The following is an 18,705-nucleotide window of genomic DNA, read 5'->3' as shown; positions in this document are numbered from 1 at the left end:
ACATTAGTTTGGGGCAAAGGTAAAAAATATTTTTTGATTTTTAAAACTCTGGAAATGACACTACACAATTTCCACCTGCTATTGATTGCTGAGTAAGTTCTGCTATACACGACCATAGGGCGCCATCATATACATTTTGGTCTAATGGTAAGCCATTCTTCAGGCAGTACACCAAGCGGTAATCCATTACGATGTCCATTGGTTTTTGATCAGGAAGGAGAGCGCGTAGGTAGGCTGTTTCGCGGTAGTAAGGGTGTTCGTGTTCCTCTAAATAAACCGTAATTTCATCGGGAGTAAGCTGTTTTTCCTCTCTATCGTCAAAATAAAGCTGAGGGGTAGGATATTTCTGTATAAAACCTTTAGTGCCACTGAGCATAAAAATACGTGAGTAAGGACGCGGATTGGTTACATCGTGTTGTAATATTATGGTTTTGCCTTTGGCGGTGCGCAACAGACTTATATTCATATCGCCAGTGTAGTGTGCTTGGGCTTCTGCCGAATTTTTACCAAAATGCGCCTCGGCATATTCGCGCATTCCTACGGCTAAAGACGACATCGACACAAGGCTTTCTAAGCGGTCAGTACGCAGTATACCCATCGCCTGACAAATAGGTGCAATACCGTGTGTAGGATAAGGATTGCCCTCAAAGGTTTTGCTGTACTGCATTCGCCACTTGCCTCGCTCTATATCGCGGTCTGTCTGCCTAAAGTTTAAGTGTCGTAAGTCGTGTATATAAGCCCCCTCTGCATGTACTAATTCGCCCAATTTGCCCTGTTTTACCAGCTCAATGCTCATCAATTCGAAGTGGTCATAACACACATTCTCAAGCATCATACAGTGACGTTGTGTTTCTTCAGCTGTACTCACTATACGCTTACAGTCGGCTATGGTCATTGCTAAAGGCACTTCTATTGCTACGTGCTTGCCACACTGCATCGCATAGATAGCCATAGGGGCGTGTTGTTGCCAAGGGGTCGAAATATAAAGAAGATCAATATCAGGGTGTTCGCATAGTTTTCGCCAGTCATCAGTAGCGGTATAATAGGCTGGCGGCACAGGTAGATGTGCTGTGAGGGCTTTTGCTTTTTGCATTGCTTCCGCGCCCACCTCAGTTATGGCAACTATTTGCACCTCTAACTGCAAATAGCGTTTCACTGCCTCAATACCACGCACTCCTACGCCTATAAAGGCAATGCGCAATTGTGGTATCGGAGCTACAGAAAGGTTAAAAACATCCATTTTTTAGTTTTAGTTGAATATAAATTTCTTGCCGTCTTCAGCTAGATATACATTAGGAAATACCTCTTGGGCTTCAGCTTTAAAAAGATTGACATCAGCATAACGCGAAGAGTAGTGCCCTAATATCAAGGCTTCGGCACCGGCATTCTTAGCGGTAAGTCCTGCTTGGTAGGCAGTAGCATGCATCGTTTTAGCGGCTAACTCTTCGTTGTTTTTTAAGAAAGTAGATTCGTGATATACCACTCTTACTCCTTGTATATCAGCAGCTAACCCTTCAAAATAGAGGGTGTCACTACAGTAAGCATAGCTTTGCGGACGTTGAGGTGCAAAAGTAAGTACCTCATTAGCAATAACCTCTCCACTGTTCAATACTACATCTTTACCATTTTTGATATTCTGATAGTCGCATACTTCTATTTCAGGGTATTGCTGTATAGCATCCATATTCAGTCGGCGTTCGCCTTCTTTTTCTTGAAAGAAAAAACCATTAGTATACACACGATGCTGTAGCGGAATGGTGCGGACTAACACTTTATCATCTTCATAAAGCAACTCGGACTCTTTGCCAGAAAGTTCGTGAAAGTACAAAGGGAAAGGGGTATAAGCACCGCCCAGCTTGAGGATAAGCAGCACCGCCTCTTTGATACCCTTAGGTCCGTAGATATGCATTTCTGCCTCGCGCCCTAAAAGTTGAAAAGTAGAGATAAGCCCAAAAAGCCCATAGAAATGGTCACCGTGCAGATGCGATATGAAGATATGCTTAATGCGAGCAAACTTAGCATTGGCATTGCGCAATGCTACTTGGGTAGCCTCCCCACAGTCTATCAAGAAGAGGTGTCCGCGCATTTCTAACAACTGAGCCGAAGGGCGCGCGTTAGAGCGAGGGGTAGCGCTATGGCAACCCAATATTGTTACTTCCATAAGTCGCGTTCTATTTCGTCTATTTCTATAAGGTCGTAGGCTTCTTGCAAGGTGGGAGCTAAATTTAGTTCGATTTCTGCCCCTTCATATACTAATTCAGCACTTACCACCGCTATTGATTTTTGGTGTTTTTTGCTATGCTGTTTAGCTATGGATACTAAAGGCTTTAGGTCTTTTGCTGTCCACTTTTCATCTTCTGAAAGCAGCAAAATAAGGTGCTGAGCACTAAGGGATTCCTCTTCTTTAAAACGACTCAAAAAATCAGCTACCTCCTCCTTTCTCAAAGCTACTTCAAGAGTATTTTCTTTCATTTTCTATTTATCAATGATTTGCTAATCTATTAATTGACACATTGTCTCATCAGAAAATTGTCTTATCGACTCATCAACTAATATAGGGTAATTTGCATCCTCATACCTCTCTACAATATCTGTCAGTACCATTAGTTCTATATAGTTAGGGTCGTTTTCAGAAGTTTCATCAGAGACCAATTGCAAAAGCTCTCCAATCCGTGCCATTATTGCATTATATTGTATTTCATTCTCTATCATAATATTATATTTTATTTATACTCTCAATTTTATCGTATTCTTTATGAGTACCTAGAAAACGTATGTATATAATTTTAGGCACAAATAAAATATGTACTACTAACCGAAAGTGATTCCCTTTTATATTAAAAACAAATCTACCATTACCTACAGCATCTACACTATTAAAGTCTCTTTTAATATCTGCATAACAAGACCACTCTGCAATCATTGCCTTATTATACCAATCTTCAAGAGGTATTTTTGCTTCCGCGTGCTTTGTATAAAAATCAATAATAGTTTTCTTAGCAATAATTCTCATTGGTTATGTTTTTCAAAAATTAGTTAATTAGCTAATTATATCAAAACCAGTGTATTTTCTGAGTACTTCTGGCACTACTATGCCTTCAGGGGTTTGATAGTTTTCTAAAATACCTGCTAACACACGAGGCAAAGCAAGCGAACTACCGTTGAGGGTATGCACTAAGCGGTTTTTGCCTTCGCTGTCTTTGAAACGCAATTTGAGTCGGTTGGCTTGAAAAGTTTCGAAGTTAGACACGGAACTTATCTCTAACCATTTCTCTTGAGCTGTAGAATACACCTCAAAATCATAGGTTATAGCTGAAGTAAAACCTAAATCACCACCACACAAACGCAAAATGTGATATGGCAACTTCAACTCATTTAGTATGCCTTTCACGTGCTCTATCATTCCCTCAAGTGCTTTGTACGAATGGTCAGGGTGCTCTATACGCACAATTTCTACCTTGTCGAACTGGTGCAAACGATTCAGTCCGCGCACGTGCGCCCCATAGCTACCAGCTTCTCGGCGGAAGCAAGGCGTGTAGGCAGTACAACAGATAGGCAAATCGCTTTCATTGAGCAGTACGTCTCTAAAAATATTAGTTACAGGCACTTCAGCAGTAGGAATAAGGTAAAGATTATCTACCCCTACGTGATACATCTGTCCTTCTTTATCAGGCAACTGACCGGTACCATAACCTGAGGCTTCATTTACTACGTGAGGTACTTGGTATTCGTTATAACCTGCTTCAGTATTCTTATCGAGGAAGTAGGTGATAAGGGCGCGTTGTAGTTTTGCTCCTTTACCCTTATACACAGGGAATCCCGCCCCAGTGAGCTTCACACCCAATTCAAAGTCGATAAGATCGTACTTCTTAGCCAACTCCCAATGAGGCAAAGCGTCCTTGCCTAAATTAGGTATTTCGCCTGCTTCAAACACCACCACATTATCAGCCTCTGAAGTACCTTCAGGCACTAATTCATTAGGGATATTAGGCACGCGATATAACAATTCGTTTAGGCTCTCAACAGTACTATTAAGTGTATCGGTCAGCGTTTTAATAGTATCTTTTAGGGTAGCGGTTTCAGCTTTTAGTGCATTCGCTTTTTCAGTCTCTCCTGATTTGAAGAGGCTACCTATTTCCTTAGAAAGCGTATTCGATTTTGCCAACGACTCATCAAGCGCCAGCTGAGTGCTGCGGCGTTTCTCGTCTAAGGCGATAATTTCATCTATAAGCCCCAACTCTTTGAAGTTGCGCTTTTTAAGTCCCGCAAGTACGCGGTCTTTCTCTTCTCTAATAGTGTTTAGTTGTAACATAGATATTCGTTTTATATATCGTATAAATCGGCATATAAGCCATTAGCTAATTAGCTAATCAGCAAATTCCTCCGTAACATCCTCCCAAGTCTCATATGAGAAAGGAACATCGTTATAAAAAGCCTCAAAAGGAATAAATACATCCTCAGCTCCCGCTACAATAGTGCGATAATGCGTAAAATCCCCTCCCTGACGATATACACGCGCTTCTATCAAATAAGCACTCTCTTCATCAAGCTCTGGGTTCTCCAAAATCGTCTGTACATAGTCGTCTTTGTCGTCATCGTAAAACACTACAAAATCGTGTCCACTAAAAGGCAAATCTTCTATAAGCTCCTTGAGCTCTTTCAGTGATAAAACCTCACCTTTATAATCTTGTGTATCTATTCTTTTCATCTGTTCAATTGTTAAAAGTACAACAATTTGCTAATTATCAAATTGCCGTTGCAAAAGCAATAAGACCAAAGATAATACCAGGGGCATTTGCTAAGGCTACTGGTATATCGCGTTTTGGTTTTTTAAGCAACCCATACGCCACCCATAGCGAACAGTTGATAGCTGCTACCAAAGGCTGTAGCGGATTCCCTTTGTGTCCTGCCAAGTTATCACTAATTTGTGGAATGTAAGATACATACATACCAATAGCAGTAGCGGTAGCTACCCAGCCTAAAATAGTAAAAAGTTTTCCATTTTCCATAATACGATTATTTTTAAGTTATTTTTTTTATTGACTCATTGGCAAATTGACTCATTTGCTTATTAATTATCCTCTTCTACAGCAAACAGAAACGCTTCTTTATTCACTACTTTTTCAGCAAAGTCAGCAATAGAATTTTCTGTCAGCTCTTTTCTAAAGTTATCGCGGAAAGGCTGTACCGAAGTGTGTAGCGGACAAGGTTTTTCATCAGAACAAGGGCGTAGGCTCATCGCGCATTTTATAAACTTATCAGCCTCGCCTATCTGTTCTACTACACGCATTAAGGGTTGCTCTTTCTCGTCATCGGTCAGCCAAAAGCCACCTCCAGGTCCCTTGTTAGAGCTTATTACTTTCTTGCGCACTAAGGCTTGAAGTATTTTTGCTAAAAAAGGGAGTGGTATATGTAGCGCATCGGCTACTTCTTTTACCCCTATACGCTTGCTTTCTGATGAGTTAGCGGCAAGATATATCACTGCATTGATGGCGTATTTGCTTGAATTAGATAACATAATGTTTTCTTCTTTATTTTCTATTTACAATTTATCTATTTGTCTACTAATTACCAACTTTTGTATCTCAGTAGTCCCCTCACCTATGGTACATAGCTTAGAGTCGCGGAAGAATTTTTCTACCGGAAAATCTTTTGTATACCCATAGCCCCCGTGTATTTGTATAGCTTCAGTAGCTACGCGTACGCACATTTCAGAACTGTACATCTTAGCCATAGCCCCCGATAGGGTAACACGCTGATGGTTATTCTTTTGGTAAGCCGCCTTGTGTAGCAAGAGCTCAGAGGCTTCTATTTCGGTAGCCATATCAGCCAGCTTGAAGCCCACCCCTTGTAGCTCAATAAGGCGTTTGCCAAATTGTACGCGCTCTTTAGCATACTTCAGCGCTGCCTCGTAAGCCCCTTTAGCAATACCAAGTGACAGTGCCCCTATAGAAATGCGTCCGCCATCTAATATCTTCATAGCTTGTATGAAGCCCTCGCCTACTTCACCCAAACGGTTAGCATCGGGTATTCTACAATCCTGAAAAACAAGCTCTGCCGTTTCGCTAGCGCGCATACCAAGTTTGTTTTCTTTTTTGCCACTGCTAAAACCAGGGGTACCTCGTTCTACTGCAAAGGCCGTAATAGCGTGCTTATCGCCTTTCTCGCCAGTGCGTGCAATAACGACTGCTATCTGCCCACTTTTGCCGTGAGTAATAAAGTTTTTAGCCCCATTCAGCACCCAGCTATCGCCGTCTTTTACCGCTGTAGTAGCCATACCACCAGAGTCAGAACCTGTATTGTGCTCAGTGATACCCCAAGCGCCTATCCATTCTCCTGAAGCCAACTTAGGCAACCAACGCTGTTTCTGCTCTTCATTGCCAAAACTTAGAATATGATTTGTACAAAGTGAATTATGAGCTGCTATAGAAAGCCCTATTGAAGGGTCTACTTTAGAAATCTCTTCTACTATAGCGATGTAATCGTGGTAATCTAAGCCTGAACCACCATATATTTCAGGCACTAAGACCCCCATAAAGCCTAAATCGCCTGCTTTTCTGAATACCTCTATAGGAAATTCCTGACTTTCGTCCCACTCCATCACGTGCGGACGTACATACTTCTCGGCAAACTCCTTAGCAGCTTGAGCTACCATTAGCTGTGTTTCTGAATAGCTAAAATTCATTCGTTAATTTCTTTTCTTTATTAAATTGCAAAAGTACAAAAATAATTACAACTAGCAAATTTGTTTTTTTTAGTTGCCCACGTACAAATACAAGGCTAATCTTTTGATGCGAGCCTCATCAAAGCCCTCTATTTGCAAAAGGTCATCAAGGTGTTTGAACATTCCTACCTCTGAGCGCAAGCCTATTATTTTATTGCTTTCGCCGTATTTTATGTAGGGTATCTTGCTCAAATCGTATCTGCTTATCGCATTGAGGTCTTTTTTGACTATCACGGGTGGTGTTTTCACCTCAAAACGCGCTGCCACTCGCTCATATACTTCTTTTTCGAGTCCGTATACCTCTGCCACTTGGTCTATATAAGTAAAACCTTGTAGTTTTTCTTTGTATTTTAGTATCCTGCTAGAAAACCCCTCGCCTATGCCGTATATTTTCATCAATTCCTCTTGAGTAGCGGTGTTGATGTCTTGCTTTTCGATGTGCTGAGCGGCTGTTTTCTGCTCACTCTCTTTTCTCTTATTTTTTACCCATTCGGGGAAACGAAAAGCAGGAGCTATACGGCGGAGCAGACTATCAGAAATACCCGTAACCCGCTGAAACTCTTCAGCAGAATTAACGTACTTGCCTGCTGCGCGAAACGTCTGTAGCTTATCGAGTTGGGCAGTGGTAAGTCCTAATTTAAAGCCTTTATAATCGCTGATGAAATTAGGATTAAAAGGATAAATAGTATCTTTATGGTGTGCTGCTAGCTGCCGTAGCGAATCTAACTCCGTTTGCAAGCGCGTATCTTCGACCTCAGCAAATGATGAGGAGATAGGCCAATAATAAAACACCAACTGCCCTACAACCATCAATACCAAAAGTGCTAAAATACCTCTATTGCGCTGATAGTCGAAAAACATCTTTTTAAGGGTTAATTACCTCTCTGTCTAACGACTTCGTACAAAAAGACAGCGCAGGCTACCGACACATTTAGCGACCCTATTTCGCCTTTCATTGGCAATTTGGCTTTACTATCTACCACTTTCAGTACCGCAGGCGAGATGCCCACATCTTCTGCCCCCATTACTATAGCCATAGGCACGCTAAAATCTTCGGCATATAGCAATTGGTTGGTCTTTTCAGTAGCGGCTACCACCCTAATGCCACTACCTTGTAGGTAATATACAGCATCAACCAGGTTTTCGACCTTGCAGATAGGCACCCGAAAGACAGCCCCCGCAGAGGTTTTGACGGTATCGGCCGTGATACTGACACTGCCGCGCTTAGGGATAATAATACCCGACACCCCTGCACATTCAGCCGTACGGATGATAGCCCCAAAGTTGCGCACATCCGAAAGGTGGTCTAAAAGCAGAAAGAGTGGTGTAACACCGCTTTCGGTAACCGATATTACCAAATCCTCAAAACTGTGATAATCGACTGGCGATAGGGTAGCGACTACCCCTTGGTGGTTTTTCTTGGTAAGGCGGTTCAGCTTCTCAACAGGCACGTACTGCACCGGCACTTGTGCTTGCTGTAATAGTGATAGCAGTTCTCTGAAAAGGTTGCCTTGCAAACCTTTTTGCACAAACACCTTATCGAGGGTTTTGCCTGCTTCAAGCGCTTCCATCACCGCCCTTATGCCATATATTTGATATTCTTGTTCTTGCATTTTTTATAAATTTCCTAAGAAGTTATTTAGCTTATATCTTGCTTCTTATCTTAACAAAACTCCCATTCTAATTGGTTTTTAGCATTTTCGGATTCCCAATAGCGTTTCCACTGTATTAAGTCTGCGATAATCTCATCATAAATAGGCAGTTTTTTCAAGGCTCCACTACGCATAAAGAGCATCTTTATCTTTCGGTGCCCCACATCCGATGAGAATATATACCACATCGTATCATTAATATGAGGCTCCTGACCGGTATGTATGAAAAAGGCTTCATTCAGTGCCTCTATAAAACCTATATAGGTTCGGCACTTACTTGCTTCTACTATTGCTACATACTCTTTATCTTCTTCAAAAAGAAGCTCTTTCATATCACGCTATTATTATCTCACCATAATCTCAATTTTCCCTTTCAATTTCTTAGTCTTAGCCTCTACGTTTATGGTGCCTGCTTTATCGCCTGCTTGTACCATCATTACTAATTTGCCGTTGAAAAGGTGCATCTTAGGGAGGTGGAATTGGTCGGTACAAGTAGCATCGCCATTGGCAGCGGCACGATAAGTACCCGCACCTTTTACGGTAAAGGTTACTAAATCATTCACTGTAGGGCATAGATTGCCGTCTTTGTCTACCGCTTCAACAGTAATGAAAGCCAACTCATCGCTATTAGGGCTGAGTTCTGTTTTGTACTCGGTGCTGAGGCGCAAAGCGTAAGGCTTGCCAGCAGTATGTATTTCTTTTTCGGCTACAGCCTTACCATTGTCGTCATAAGCTACTACCTTCACAGTACCAGGTTCGTACTTAGTATCCATCCACATTAGGCGGTAACGTTTTTGTCGGTTTAGGTCTGACGGATTGCCGTCTTTCTCTTTCTCTTCTATTTTTATAGAAAGGTCTTTACTGCGTTTGCCTTGACTCTTGCCGTTGATAAACAATTCAGCAGAAGGGTAGTTAGTATAAACGAAGATAGGGGTTACTTCGCCTTCACGCCCCTCCCAGTTCCAATGCGGTAAGATGTGTAGCGTTTCGGCTTCTTTATTCCAATGCGAACGGTACAGATAAAAACGGTCTTTAGGAAGTCCCGCTAAGTCTACTGCCCCAAAGTAAGAACTATGCGAAGGCCATTCTACGTAGTAAGGCGTTGGCTCGCCGAGATAGTCGAAGCCTGTCCAGATAAACTCGCCTATCATATAAGGCAAATCCTCTTGGTGTATCCAGTCATCTTCGGGCAAGTTAGACCAACCGCAGTGCTCTACGTCATAAGACGACGACTGCATATCGGGGTACTTAGCCATTGATTTGCGCTGTACTGGGAATTTGTACACCCCACGCGAGCTAACAGTAGAGGCCGTCTCACTACCCAACAACAAGCGTTGTGGCAATTTCTTATAGGCTTCTTGGTACTTAAACGGACGGTAATTAAAACCTACTAGCTGCATAGTAGCTGCCATATTGTTGCGCAAGATGTCGTGGGGTCTGTCCATACCATTGCTCACAGGGCGTGTAGGGTCGAGCTGCTGTATGATGCTCTGTAAGTAGTAGGCTACTTGCGAGCCACTCTCTACACTTTGTTCTTCTACCTCGTTGCCAATAAACCACATCAGCACGCTGGGGTTATTGCGATAGTGCTTCACAAGGTTCGTAAGGTCTTTTTTAACCCAGTCTTTGAAGTACAAATGATAGCCATTCTCTACTTTAGGTATCGCCCACTCATCAAAACTCTCTACTGCCAATAGCATACCCATCTCGTCGGCTAAGCGGACGTATTCGGGGGCAGGCATATTATGAGAGGTACGGATAGCGTTAACGCCCATATCTCTTAAAATTAGCAATTGTCGGCGTATTGCACTCTCATTAACAGCGGCACCCAAAGGGCCTAAATCATGGTGCATACACACCCCTTGTATTTTAATTTTGCGGTTATTCAGGTATAAACCGTCATTAGGTTTAAGCTCTATAGTGCGAACGCCGAAGGTAGTAGTTACCTCGTCTTTCAGCTGACCGTCTTCATAGAGTTTGGTAACGGCTTTGTAAAGATTAGGCGCACCGATGTCCCACAAACGAGGCTTATCGATGTACATTTCTGATGTAATCTTATCGGTAGTATAAGCTGTTGCTTTGGTATTAGTATGGGCTACTCTTTCCCCTTGTTGGTTGAAAATAGTAGTTTCTGCCGCAATAGCCGCTTTGTTAGCCGATACAAATTCTGTATTTACCACTACTTTAGCGAAGTCTTGGGTTACTTCGGGCGTGGTAATCTGTATGCCCCATATAGGGATGTGCGTTTTATTTTTGGTGATGATATGCACATTGCGGTATAGCCCTGCCCCAGGGTACCAACGCGACATTTGGGTTAGATTGTTCAGACGCACCGCAAGGGTGTTATCTTTAGCTTTTACATAAGGGGTAATATCTAAGAAGAAAGTGTTGTAGCCATTATGCCACTCACCCGCTTTCTGTCCGTTTACAAATACTTCTGGATTGCTCATTGCCCCGTCGAACTGTATGAACACCTGCTTATCGGCAGTGAGTTCGGGCACATTGAACTGAGTGCGATACCAGCCCACGCCTACAAAGGGTAGTCCGCCGGTACGACCTGTATGCTCGATAGCCGCTTTTTGTCCGTCTTGCTTAATAGCGGTGCGCTGAATGTCGTTTTCCATATCAAAAGGGCCATAGATAGCCCAGTCGTGAGGGACGGTTACGCGTTGCCATTTAGCATCGTTATAAAGTGTTTCGGCTGCTTGAGGATCATCCTCTCTGCTGAATTTCCACCCTTTCTGAAGGGTCTGTTGTTGCGCCCAGCCTGTAGCAGTAATGCCCAACAATAGTAAAAGGTTGATTTTATTCATTTTTTAATGTTTAATTTTCTTCAATTTCTCTCTGCAAAGGTACGAAAATAATTCTAATCACAAACTTTTATAAAAGTTGTGTTTTCTCTTGTTATTATTCATCTTTCAGAAGCCAAGTTTCTTCTACTTCCCAGTTGGCACGGAGTTCTACTATAGGGGGGAAGTACCATACCCGTTCGGGCTGTCGTTGTTGCAGGAAGTTACCGGTATCCCAACGGCGATTGCCATTGCGGTCTTCTATCAAACGCAATCGCAATTTGGCAGGATTGACATTGGCAAATACGTATTCCTCCTGCGGTTTTTCTATATACAACTCTTGCAGTACCTCAGTGGCTTTCTCACTAGTGAGCTGTAGCAGTAACGGATAGTTGAGCTTGACAGCTTCGGTACTGAGGTGGAGCTTAAAGACAGCTAAGTCTTCCGCTTTTTTAGTGGAGAGCTTAATATTCAGCGTGTCGTTAGTGGCACCGAAATAGTCCGTCATAGCGTGGGGCAACGCCTCGATGCGGTATTGCTCATCGTTTTTCTTATCGAATAAGAGCGTGTATTGCAACTGCGTGCTATCTAATACCGCCTTAAAAGGAATGGCTTTCGCCAAAGAGTCTTTGCCTTGCAGTATTTTTATCTTAGCAGGGTCTACTTTTGTCAGTGGGATATTGCTTCTGAAAGCAAAGTCTTTATACATAGGCAGATCGCCAGAAAAAGTGCTTTCTATCTGTAAGCTATCGGGCTTAACGTCCTTGCCCTCTTTCAGCCTAAGGCGAAAAGTATCTACTTTCTGCTGATGCGCCACCGTAAAGACAAGCGAGTCTTTCTGACGGGGTTGATACCAGAAGTGCAGCGTATCTTTCTTAGCATCTTTGGCTACCGTATAGCGAAAGTCGGGGGTAGTAGGCGATATAGGAGTAATCGTTACCCCCTTAGTGCCACCGTCAAAACCAAAACTAATACGGTTCGCCGCCGTTTGGGTAGGGCGGTGTGCCTTATAAGGAAGCTCTTCTTTAAACAATCGCAGTTTGGGATACGACCCTTGCGGTTTGCCTTTGAGGTCTTCGACTGTAATGGGTTCGCTTAAGAAGGCTATCTTATCATCTTTGGGGTTAAACAGGTAGTCGCCTCCCTTATCTTTTAGGGCTATCAACTTATATTTACCCTCTTTGAGGAACTCAAACACAAAGCTGTGAAGACTATCGAGCGTGGTGGTAACATAGGTAGGCTTGTGTTTGTAGACTAAAGAGTCTTTGTACTGCTCGTTATAGGGGTATAGCATCAGGGTAACCGATAGGTCAGCTTCAGGCATCAGCGCATCGGTGACATCGCCCTCGTACCAAAGCGAATCGATAGTGGCTCCGGTAGAAAATACGTATTTGAAGTCGGTATACGGATTGCCCTCGTTATAATCTTGTATGCTATTGCCAAAGTTAAGCACGTAGGTAGTGTTAGGCTTGAGCGTATCGAGCAGACTAATGTCTAACTTGCGCGAGGCAGAGGTAGGCGATATAATAGGGAACGTATTCATAGGAGGCGAAATGATAAGCTGCTTGCGCAGGTCTTTCGTCACCACAAATTCGTCAAAAGAAAGTCGGATGTGCTTGCCGCTAAAATTAGTAGTACCAGAGGGCGGAAAAGCCTGTAGGAGCACAGGAGGAGTAGTATCTTTATCTCCACCGGTAGGCGAACCACGTCGGGCACACTGCCACAAACTCAGGGCAATGGTAAGTATTAATAATAGTATGGGTAATCGGTGTTTCATATTAAAATGTTACTAAATCTCTTGCTATAAGTGCCTCTTCGCCAATGCGGCTGGCTACCTCCTCGCCTTTTTGTCCGTGTTGGTAAACCCCTAATATGGCTGCCTGTAGGGCATCGTAGCCACGTGTGCGCAGTGCGGTAAGCATACCGGTAAGCACATCGCCACTGCCTGCGGTTGCCAAGGCTGGGCAGCCAGTGGTGTTTATCCAATAAGCATCGCCGTCGGTAATCACTGTATAAGCATCTTTGAGTACTAACACCACTTGGTGCTTATCGGCAAAGGCTTTGGCTTTGGTTAACTTGTCATAATCATCTGTCCATTTGCCTATTAGCCGCTCTAACTCTTTAGGGTGAGGGGTGAGTATAGCCCCTTTGGGCAACGCCTGACAGAGTTCAGGTTGCTGCGCCAACAGGTTGAGCGCATCGGCATCAACAACAAAAGGCGTATCGGGGTATTGCGCAAACAGGTCGGCTAAGGCAGCTGCTGTATCGGGCTGTGTACCCCAACCCACGCCCACGCCTATAGCCGAAGGGGTAAAAGGCACTGGTATGCTACTAAAATGCTTATCGGTATCGCTGGTGAGCACCATAGCCTCGGGCAGTGCTGTTTGCAGCACCGTATAGCCACAGGCGGGTATGGCTACCGTGAGCAAGCCTACACCATTTCGGAGCACCGCCGTACCGCTGAGCACCACAGCCCCCATTTTGCCATAACTACCCCCTACTAAAAGCGCGTGTCCATAAGTACCTTTGTGACTAAAGCGCCTGCGGGGTTCGAGGTGTTGGCTTTGGCGTATCTCGGTTATCATTGCAGCGTCTACGCAATGGAATTCGCTAAAAAGTTCGTCAGCATACTTATCGCCCCTTTCGGCTAAGCCACATACCTCTAAGACTTCGTATTTGCCGATAAACTTACCGGTGCTCGGCAAGAAGAATGGCAGCTTAGGGCATTGAAAGGTCAGCACCATATGAGGATGCACAAAAGTGTGCGCATCGGTAGGCGGTGTATCGGTAGGCAAGCCCGAAGGCATATCGACACTGAGCACATAAACACGAAAGGCAGCCTCTAAATTGAGCCAATCGAATAGTGCTTGCAGCCACTCGGGCAGGTCGCCTTTGAAGCCTATACCAAAAACAGCGTCGATGACTACCTCTTCGAAATCGACTACTTTGCTGTAATTATGTTCGTCTACCGCTATAGGCTGTACTCCCATAGCGTGCAATAGCGACTCGTTTTGCCGGTACTCCTCAGACGAATGGCTCCCCACTTGCAGTATATACACCGTTACCTGCTTGCCAGCCTGTATCAGCTTGCGAGCGAGCGCCAAGCCGTCGCCACCATTATTGCCCTTACCAGCGAGAATGGTAAAGCTATTGCGGTCGGACAAATGCTGCTGTACCCACTGAAAAAGCAGGTCGGCAGCGCGCTCCATTAAGCACCAAGGCGAAACCTTGTGCGTGCGAATGGTATAAGCGTCGAGCTGCTTTAGTTGTTGCGAAGTAAGGAGGTTCATACTGATTTGACGATTTGCCGATTAGGCGATTAATTTGGCAAAGGTAGTATATAATTGGCAAATGCGCAAATTTGTATGGGAAGAATGGGAGGGCTGAGAGGGCTGGGAAGGCTGGGAGCTTCGGTGATCCTTCGGTGATGGTAAAGGGAAGGTATATGTTACGTATAGGCAGATTTGCTAATTTGCTAATTTTTCTTACCTTTGTAGCCAATTCATATTTCACAATAAAAAAATGGTTCTATCCTCTGAAATTTTTAGGGCTTTGCAACACAAGCTGAAAGTAGGCAACCGGCGCGGCGTTCACCTGAACGCTATACCGGCTAATTCGCGTTATAAATTTGATATTGCACGGCTGTCGGCTATCTTCAAGAGCTTGCCCGAGCGCTTGGTGCTGGATATGCTTACGCTGCGCAATGTTAAATTTTCGTTTTCTATCTATGATACCGAAAGTACTAATATAGACCAACGAGGCGCTGCCACTACCCCAAAAACAGCTGATGAAAACCCTGAACTGCAAAAACTCGTTACCCATATAGAAACGCTTATCTTTCAGAATGAGGTAGTTAGCGCCGAAAAGGGCATTAACACTTTGGGCTTTGGCTTCCCGATACTGCTGCGCCGCGACAAGAGCGACGGACAGCTAACCGCTGCCCCGATACTGATATGGTCGGTGAAGATGAAGCCCACTACCCAGATGAATACGTGGGAAATAAGCAGGAACGAAGACGACCCCATCTACCTGAACGAGGTGCTTATCAACCACCTGCAGAGCGATTCGGGGGTAAAACTTTCGCCCATACCCGATGAGATGCTAGAAGACGGCAAGATCGACAAGCCCGAACTGCTGGCTATCTGCACCGAGATACTTCAGCAGCTAAAAATAGAGCAGAATTTGGATTTCTTGCTGAATAACTACGCTGAAATTCCGCCCCTTAAAACAAAAGCTGAATACGAAGCCCTTTTGCCCAACAAAGGCGAGGGTATGATAGAAAAATGTGGTATTCTCTCGCTCTTCGAGGTGCAAAAGCAGAATATCATCAATGATTATGAGGGCTTAATCGGCAACTTTAAGGCGGAAGAAATACCCCTTGCTACCGATTTCCAAACGCTGACCTCTGTGCCTACCGACCCCTCGCAGCAGTATGTACTCGAGCAACTTAGGCAGCAGCGCAAAGTCCTCATACAAGGTCCCCCAGGAACGGGCAAGAGCCAAACGCTAACGGCTATACTCATCAATGCACTGCAAAACAAGCAGAAAACGCTGGTAGTGTGCGAAAAGCAAACCGCCCTAGAGGTGCTCTATAACGCCCTACAGCAGAAAGGGTTGGGCAAGTACTGCACGATGGTGAAAGACGCTATTGCCGACCGCAAGCTGATAGTAGAAGCGGTGCGCCAAACCCTCGATGCCCCCGACTTTAGAAAACCCTCTGCCGACAACCCCACACAAACCCTAACAGAGCAGATAGTCACCCTACAAAACCACAAGGCGGCTATCAACGCTATTCACCACAAGCTAAACCAACCGCTAATAGCCGGACAAAACTGGACGTATATAGCTGCCAAGCTATTAGAATATACACCTGATTGCGAGGCGATAGACCTCAGCGGTGTACACTTTCAGTTCACCGACGAGGAGTGGGCAGCCCTCAAGGCACTATGGCAAGAGGGCGAGCGCCTATACGAAGATTATCGTCCTTATGCTAACACCGATTTTTTAGCACCCGACACCCTAACGGCACAGAACTTTTTCAGCACCGAACAGCAGCTCGCTACTGCCTTTAAGCAATACGAACAGCAGTGGGAGACCATCTGCCAAACGGCTATCGCCTACCGCCAGCAATATGAGGCAAAGCGCAAAGCGGCTTTTGCGGCACAACTCACCACCCTTGAGCAGCATCGCACCGAGTACGAGGTGCTAACGGCTACCCTCGCCCCTACTTCCGATGTGTTTATGCCGCAGAAAACCGAAGGCTTTTTCTACCGATTGGCAGCCGTATTTTCGTCAGCAAAGAAAAAAGCTATACGCACCCAGCAGCGCCTACAGCAGCTAAGTCAGGAGATAAAAGCGCTGAGCGTACACCGCAATTTTTCGCCTATAGCTATCAGTGCTGACCTATGGGCTAATAAGGCAGCCATAGCCGATTACAGCAGTGCTATTGCGCAAGCTCAAGTCGATTTTGCCGACAAGGTAGCTACTGACTTTGCAGCCCTTGACCTACTACATTACGCTGACCCTGCCCTCAGCGACGACAGCCTACCGCTACTACAGCAGCAGGTGCAAGCCCTGAAAAGCGCCATACAGCGCGACGGCTGGCTACAGGCGCCCCAATGGGGTACTACTTATGCCGATTTTGCCGCCTTTATGCAGCAGACGCTCGGCATTTATCAGCAGTATATGTCCGACACAGCCCACCCGCTAAAGGCTACCTATCAGTGGCACAGTTGGTATCGAACTCTTAGCCCTCTGCAACAGCAATGCGTAGCTGCCTTGCGCCCCGTAAAGGCGTGGGAGGCTTCGCTACTGACGGTATATTACCCTTTACTACAACAGCAGCACGCCGATGAGAGCCTGAACTTCAGTCCTCATACTTACAGTCATTTTACCGCTGAAATGGAGCGTTTTGGCGCCACTCAGCACGCTTTCATACAGTATTATTGGGACGAGGAGCAGCGCCGCACCGTTAAGGCTTTTGAAGAGCAACACTCAGCACTAACGGTAGCCAATCTGTACAACAAGCGCAAGAGCGAAAAGCACAACCGACTGACCCTGAGGCAAATAGCCCAGCAAGACATCGACCTTTTCACCAGCTTTTTCCCTATTGTACTGACCACCCCCGATGCGTGTTGCAACCTATTTGAGGGCAAGCACTTCTATTTTGACAATGTAGTGTTTGACGAGGCGAGTCAGTTAAAGCTAGAAGACAATCTACCGGCTATGCTGAAAGGCAAAACCATAGTAATCGCTGGCGATGAGCACCAAATGCCGCCCTCTAACTATTTTAGCAAAGTATTTGACGGCACGGCTGAAGACGAAGAGGACGAAGATGAAAGCGACACTTCGCCCGCGGTGCTTTCTGGCAAGGAGGCGATGCTAAACATAGAGTCGTTATTGGATTATGCCCTTGAATATCAGTTCAGCAAAAACCACTTAGATTTTCATTACCGTTCGCGCCACCCTTATCTGATAGATTTTTCTAATCACGCTTTTTACAATGCTCGTTTGCGTCCGTTGCCCAATACGAAGCCTTTTACCCCTATAGCCTTTGCGCAGGTAGACGGCACTTTTGAAGAGCATATCAACAAAGAGGAAGCCGTAGAGGTTATTCGCACCCTTGAGCGATTAGCCCCACGCGGTGATGGTAGTTATCCTTCGGTGGGTATTGCGACTTTCAACATCACTCAGCGCAACTACATACGCAAGCAGCTACTGCTCAAGCAGCAAAACGACCCCGCTTTTGCCCAAAAATTCAGTGCCCTTGAGCAAGCAGGTTTGTTTATCAAAAACCTTGAAAATATACAGGGTGATGAGCGCGACATCATCATACTATCGGTAACCTACGGGCGCAAGAAAGACGGTAAGTTTGTACAGAGCTTTGGTCCGTTGAACCACAGCAAGGGCTACAAGCTGCTAAATGTGATTATCACCCGCGCCAAAGAGAAGATATACGTATGCAACTCGATACCCGAAGAGGTTTTTAACAACTACAAAGAGGCTTTGGCTACCGAGGGGGCTAACAACCGACGCGCTGTGCTATACGCTTATTTGGCTTATTGCAAAGCTATAAGCAGTGGCGATGAACAGGCGCGCACCGAGATACTCAGCGAGTTAGACCGCTATGGGCATACACACGCACAGGCGGCAACGGCAGGCGAAGAGGCGTGGAAAACACAGACTTACCTAAGGTTAAAAGCGAAACACCCTGACAAAAAAATAACCCCCGACTATCCGTTTGGGGGGTATACTATCGATATATTATTAGCCCCCGATGCGGGCAAGCCTATCGCTATAGAGTGTATGAGTAAGCCGCTATATGAAGGGGAGTTAGCTTATTTGGAAGATTTGCACAAAGAGAAAATATTAAGAGGGGCAGGCTATGAGTATGAAAGGATATGGGCGGTTAATTAGGTAATTTGGACTCATATAACATCCCCCCTGCCCCCTTCGAAGGGGGAGATGTGATGGTTAGCATACACGAGCCTCATAATAGTATAATATACCATTTCTACATAAAACTCACATTAATTAAAAA

Annotated in this window: 17 protein-coding genes; 1 reads left to right on the top strand and 16 read right to left on the bottom strand. The window is 44.9% G+C overall.

All coding sequences use genetic code 11. The features are described from left to right. Positions 1-40: 40 nt before the first annotated feature. The 16 genes from C8P65_RS00570 to C8P65_RS00495 all read right to left on the bottom strand — a co-directional run bounded on the left by C8P65_RS00570 (position 41) and on the right by C8P65_RS00495 (position 14,455). On the bottom strand, positions 41-1,240 hold the full coding sequence (locus C8P65_RS00570; protein WP_107780443.1) for a Gfo/Idh/MocA family protein: 1,200 nt from the start codon (positions 1,238-1,240) through the stop codon (positions 41-43). Positions 1,241-1,249: 9 nt separating this feature from the next. Then, positions 1,250-2,161 (bottom strand): ribonuclease Z, encoded by a 912-nt coding sequence (locus C8P65_RS00565; protein ID WP_107780441.1) that lies wholly within the window; start codon positions 2,159-2,161, stop codon positions 1,250-1,252. Continuing rightward, positions 2,152-2,472 (bottom strand): hypothetical protein, encoded by a 321-nt coding sequence (locus tag C8P65_RS00560; RefSeq protein WP_107780440.1) that lies wholly within the window; start codon positions 2,470-2,472, stop codon positions 2,152-2,154. Before C8P65_RS00560 ends, C8P65_RS00565 begins: the two co-directional genes overlap by 10 nt. Before the next feature lie 21 nt (positions 2,473-2,493). Then, positions 2,494-2,679 (bottom strand): XRE family transcriptional regulator, encoded by a 186-nt coding sequence (locus tag C8P65_RS00555; protein ID WP_231121863.1) that lies wholly within the window; start codon positions 2,677-2,679, stop codon positions 2,494-2,496. A 37-nt stretch (positions 2,680-2,716) separates the two neighbouring features. After that, positions 2,717-3,013, bottom strand: a complete 297-nt coding sequence (locus C8P65_RS00550) for a type II toxin-antitoxin system HigB family toxin (RefSeq protein ID WP_009390321.1) — start codon at positions 3,011-3,013, stop codon at positions 2,717-2,719. 27 nt (positions 3,014-3,040) lie between these two features. Beyond that, positions 3,041-4,312 carry a serine--tRNA ligase gene (gene serS / locus C8P65_RS00545; RefSeq protein WP_107780438.1) on the bottom strand — a complete coding sequence of 424 codons (1,272 nt, stop codon included), beginning with the start codon at positions 4,310-4,312 and terminating at the stop codon, positions 3,041-3,043. 54 nt (positions 4,313-4,366) lie between these two features. Beyond that, entirely contained in the window at positions 4,367-4,708 is a 342-nt protein-coding gene (locus tag C8P65_RS00540) for a hypothetical protein (RefSeq protein WP_107780436.1), read from the bottom strand. Between the two features lie 37 nt (positions 4,709-4,745). Further along, complete coding sequence (locus tag C8P65_RS00535; RefSeq protein ID WP_107780434.1) at positions 4,746-5,009, bottom strand: SemiSWEET family transporter; 264 nt, start codon at positions 5,007-5,009, stop codon at positions 4,746-4,748. A 62-nt stretch (positions 5,010-5,071) separates the two neighbouring features. Next, complete coding sequence (locus tag C8P65_RS00530; RefSeq protein WP_107780432.1) at positions 5,072-5,518, bottom strand: RrF2 family transcriptional regulator; 447 nt, start codon at positions 5,516-5,518, stop codon at positions 5,072-5,074. A gap of 24 nt (positions 5,519-5,542) precedes the next feature. After that, positions 5,543-6,685 carry an acyl-CoA dehydrogenase family protein gene (locus C8P65_RS00525; protein ID WP_009390317.1) on the bottom strand — a complete coding sequence of 381 codons (1,143 nt, stop codon included), beginning with the start codon at positions 6,683-6,685 and terminating at the stop codon, positions 5,543-5,545. A gap of 69 nt (positions 6,686-6,754) precedes the next feature. Then, a complete protein-coding gene (locus C8P65_RS00520) occupies positions 6,755-7,585 on the bottom strand; it encodes a helix-hairpin-helix domain-containing protein (protein ID WP_107780430.1) in 831 nt (276 codons plus the stop codon). Between the two features lie 11 nt (positions 7,586-7,596). After that, entirely contained in the window at positions 7,597-8,337 is a 741-nt protein-coding gene (gene rlmB, locus C8P65_RS00515; protein WP_107780428.1) for a 23S rRNA (guanosine(2251)-2'-O)-methyltransferase RlmB, read from the bottom strand. Between the two features lie 50 nt (positions 8,338-8,387). Next, complete coding sequence (locus C8P65_RS00510) at positions 8,388-8,708, bottom strand: hypothetical protein (RefSeq protein ID WP_107780426.1); 321 nt, start codon at positions 8,706-8,708, stop codon at positions 8,388-8,390. Positions 8,709-8,720: 12 nt separating this feature from the next. Beyond that, a complete protein-coding gene (locus C8P65_RS00505) occupies positions 8,721-11,189 on the bottom strand; it encodes a DUF4982 domain-containing protein (protein ID WP_107780424.1) in 2,469 nt (822 codons plus the stop codon). 94 nt (positions 11,190-11,283) lie between these two features. Then, positions 11,284-12,942: an Ig-like domain-containing domain gene (locus C8P65_RS00500; RefSeq protein ID WP_107780422.1), complete on the bottom strand. Its 1,659-nt coding sequence runs from the start codon at positions 12,940-12,942 to the stop codon at positions 11,284-11,286. A gap of 1 nt (position 12,943) precedes the next feature. Further along, positions 12,944-14,455, bottom strand: a complete 1,512-nt coding sequence (locus C8P65_RS00495) for an NAD(P)H-hydrate dehydratase (RefSeq protein ID WP_107780420.1) — start codon at positions 14,453-14,455, stop codon at positions 12,944-12,946. Between the two features lie 232 nt (positions 14,456-14,687). Between C8P65_RS00495 and C8P65_RS00490 the strand changes: the two genes are divergently transcribed. Beyond that, a complete protein-coding gene (locus C8P65_RS00490) occupies positions 14,688-18,581 on the top strand; it encodes an AAA domain-containing protein (RefSeq protein WP_107780418.1) in 3,894 nt (1,297 codons plus the stop codon). Positions 18,582-18,705: the final 124 nt, after the last annotated feature.

It is taken from the genome of Capnocytophaga leadbetteri, from assembly GCF_003054025.1.
Taxonomy (GTDB): Bacteria; Bacteroidota; Bacteroidia; order Flavobacteriales; family Flavobacteriaceae; genus Capnocytophaga; species Capnocytophaga leadbetteri.
This window is presented reverse-complemented; position numbering and strand designations above follow the sequence as displayed.

What these genes read in the sequence shown, in the direction of transcription:
- C8P65_RS00570 (WP_107780443.1), bottom strand. Translation starts at nt 1,240, where the DNA reads ATGGATGTTTTTAACCTTTCTGTAGCTCCGATACCACAATTGCGCATT.
- C8P65_RS00565 (WP_107780441.1), bottom strand. Translation starts at nt 2,161, where the DNA reads ATGGAAGTAACAATATTGGGTTGCCATAGCGCTACCCCTCGCTCTAAC.
- C8P65_RS00560 (WP_107780440.1), bottom strand. Translation starts at nt 2,472, where the DNA reads ATGAAAGAAAATACTCTTGAAGTAGCTTTGAGAAAGGAGGAGGTAGCT.
- C8P65_RS00555 (WP_231121863.1), bottom strand. Translation starts at nt 2,679, where the DNA reads ATGGCACGGATTGGAGAGCTTTTGCAATTGGTCTCTGATGAAACTTCT.
- C8P65_RS00550 (WP_009390321.1), bottom strand. Translation starts at nt 3,013, where the DNA reads ATGAGAATTATTGCTAAGAAAACTATTATTGATTTTTATACAAAGCAC.
- serS (WP_107780438.1), bottom strand. Translation starts at nt 4,312, where the DNA reads ATGTTACAACTAAACACTATTAGAGAAGAGAAAGACCGCGTACTTGCG.
- C8P65_RS00540 (WP_107780436.1), bottom strand. Translation starts at nt 4,708, where the DNA reads ATGAAAAGAATAGATACACAAGATTATAAAGGTGAGGTTTTATCACTG.
- C8P65_RS00535 (WP_107780434.1), bottom strand. Translation starts at nt 5,009, where the DNA reads ATGGAAAATGGAAAACTTTTTACTATTTTAGGCTGGGTAGCTACCGCT.
- C8P65_RS00530 (WP_107780432.1), bottom strand. Translation starts at nt 5,518, where the DNA reads ATGTTATCTAATTCAAGCAAATACGCCATCAATGCAGTGATATATCTT.
- C8P65_RS00525 (WP_009390317.1), bottom strand. Translation starts at nt 6,685, where the DNA reads ATGAATTTTAGCTATTCAGAAACACAGCTAATGGTAGCTCAAGCTGCT.
- C8P65_RS00520 (WP_107780430.1), bottom strand. Translation starts at nt 7,585, where the DNA reads ATGTTTTTCGACTATCAGCGCAATAGAGGTATTTTAGCACTTTTGGTA.
- rlmB (WP_107780428.1), bottom strand. Translation starts at nt 8,337, where the DNA reads ATGCAAGAACAAGAATATCAAATATATGGCATAAGGGCGGTGATGGAA.
- C8P65_RS00510 (WP_107780426.1), bottom strand. Translation starts at nt 8,708, where the DNA reads ATGAAAGAGCTTCTTTTTGAAGAAGATAAAGAGTATGTAGCAATAGTA.
- C8P65_RS00505 (WP_107780424.1), bottom strand. Translation starts at nt 11,189, where the DNA reads ATGAATAAAATCAACCTTTTACTATTGTTGGGCATTACTGCTACAGGC.
- C8P65_RS00500 (WP_107780422.1), bottom strand. Translation starts at nt 12,942, where the DNA reads ATGAAACACCGATTACCCATACTATTATTAATACTTACCATTGCCCTG.
- C8P65_RS00495 (WP_107780420.1), bottom strand. Translation starts at nt 14,455, where the DNA reads ATGAACCTCCTTACTTCGCAACAACTAAAGCAGCTCGACGCTTATACC.
- C8P65_RS00490 (WP_107780418.1), top strand. Translation starts at nt 14,688, where the DNA reads ATGGTTCTATCCTCTGAAATTTTTAGGGCTTTGCAACACAAGCTGAAA.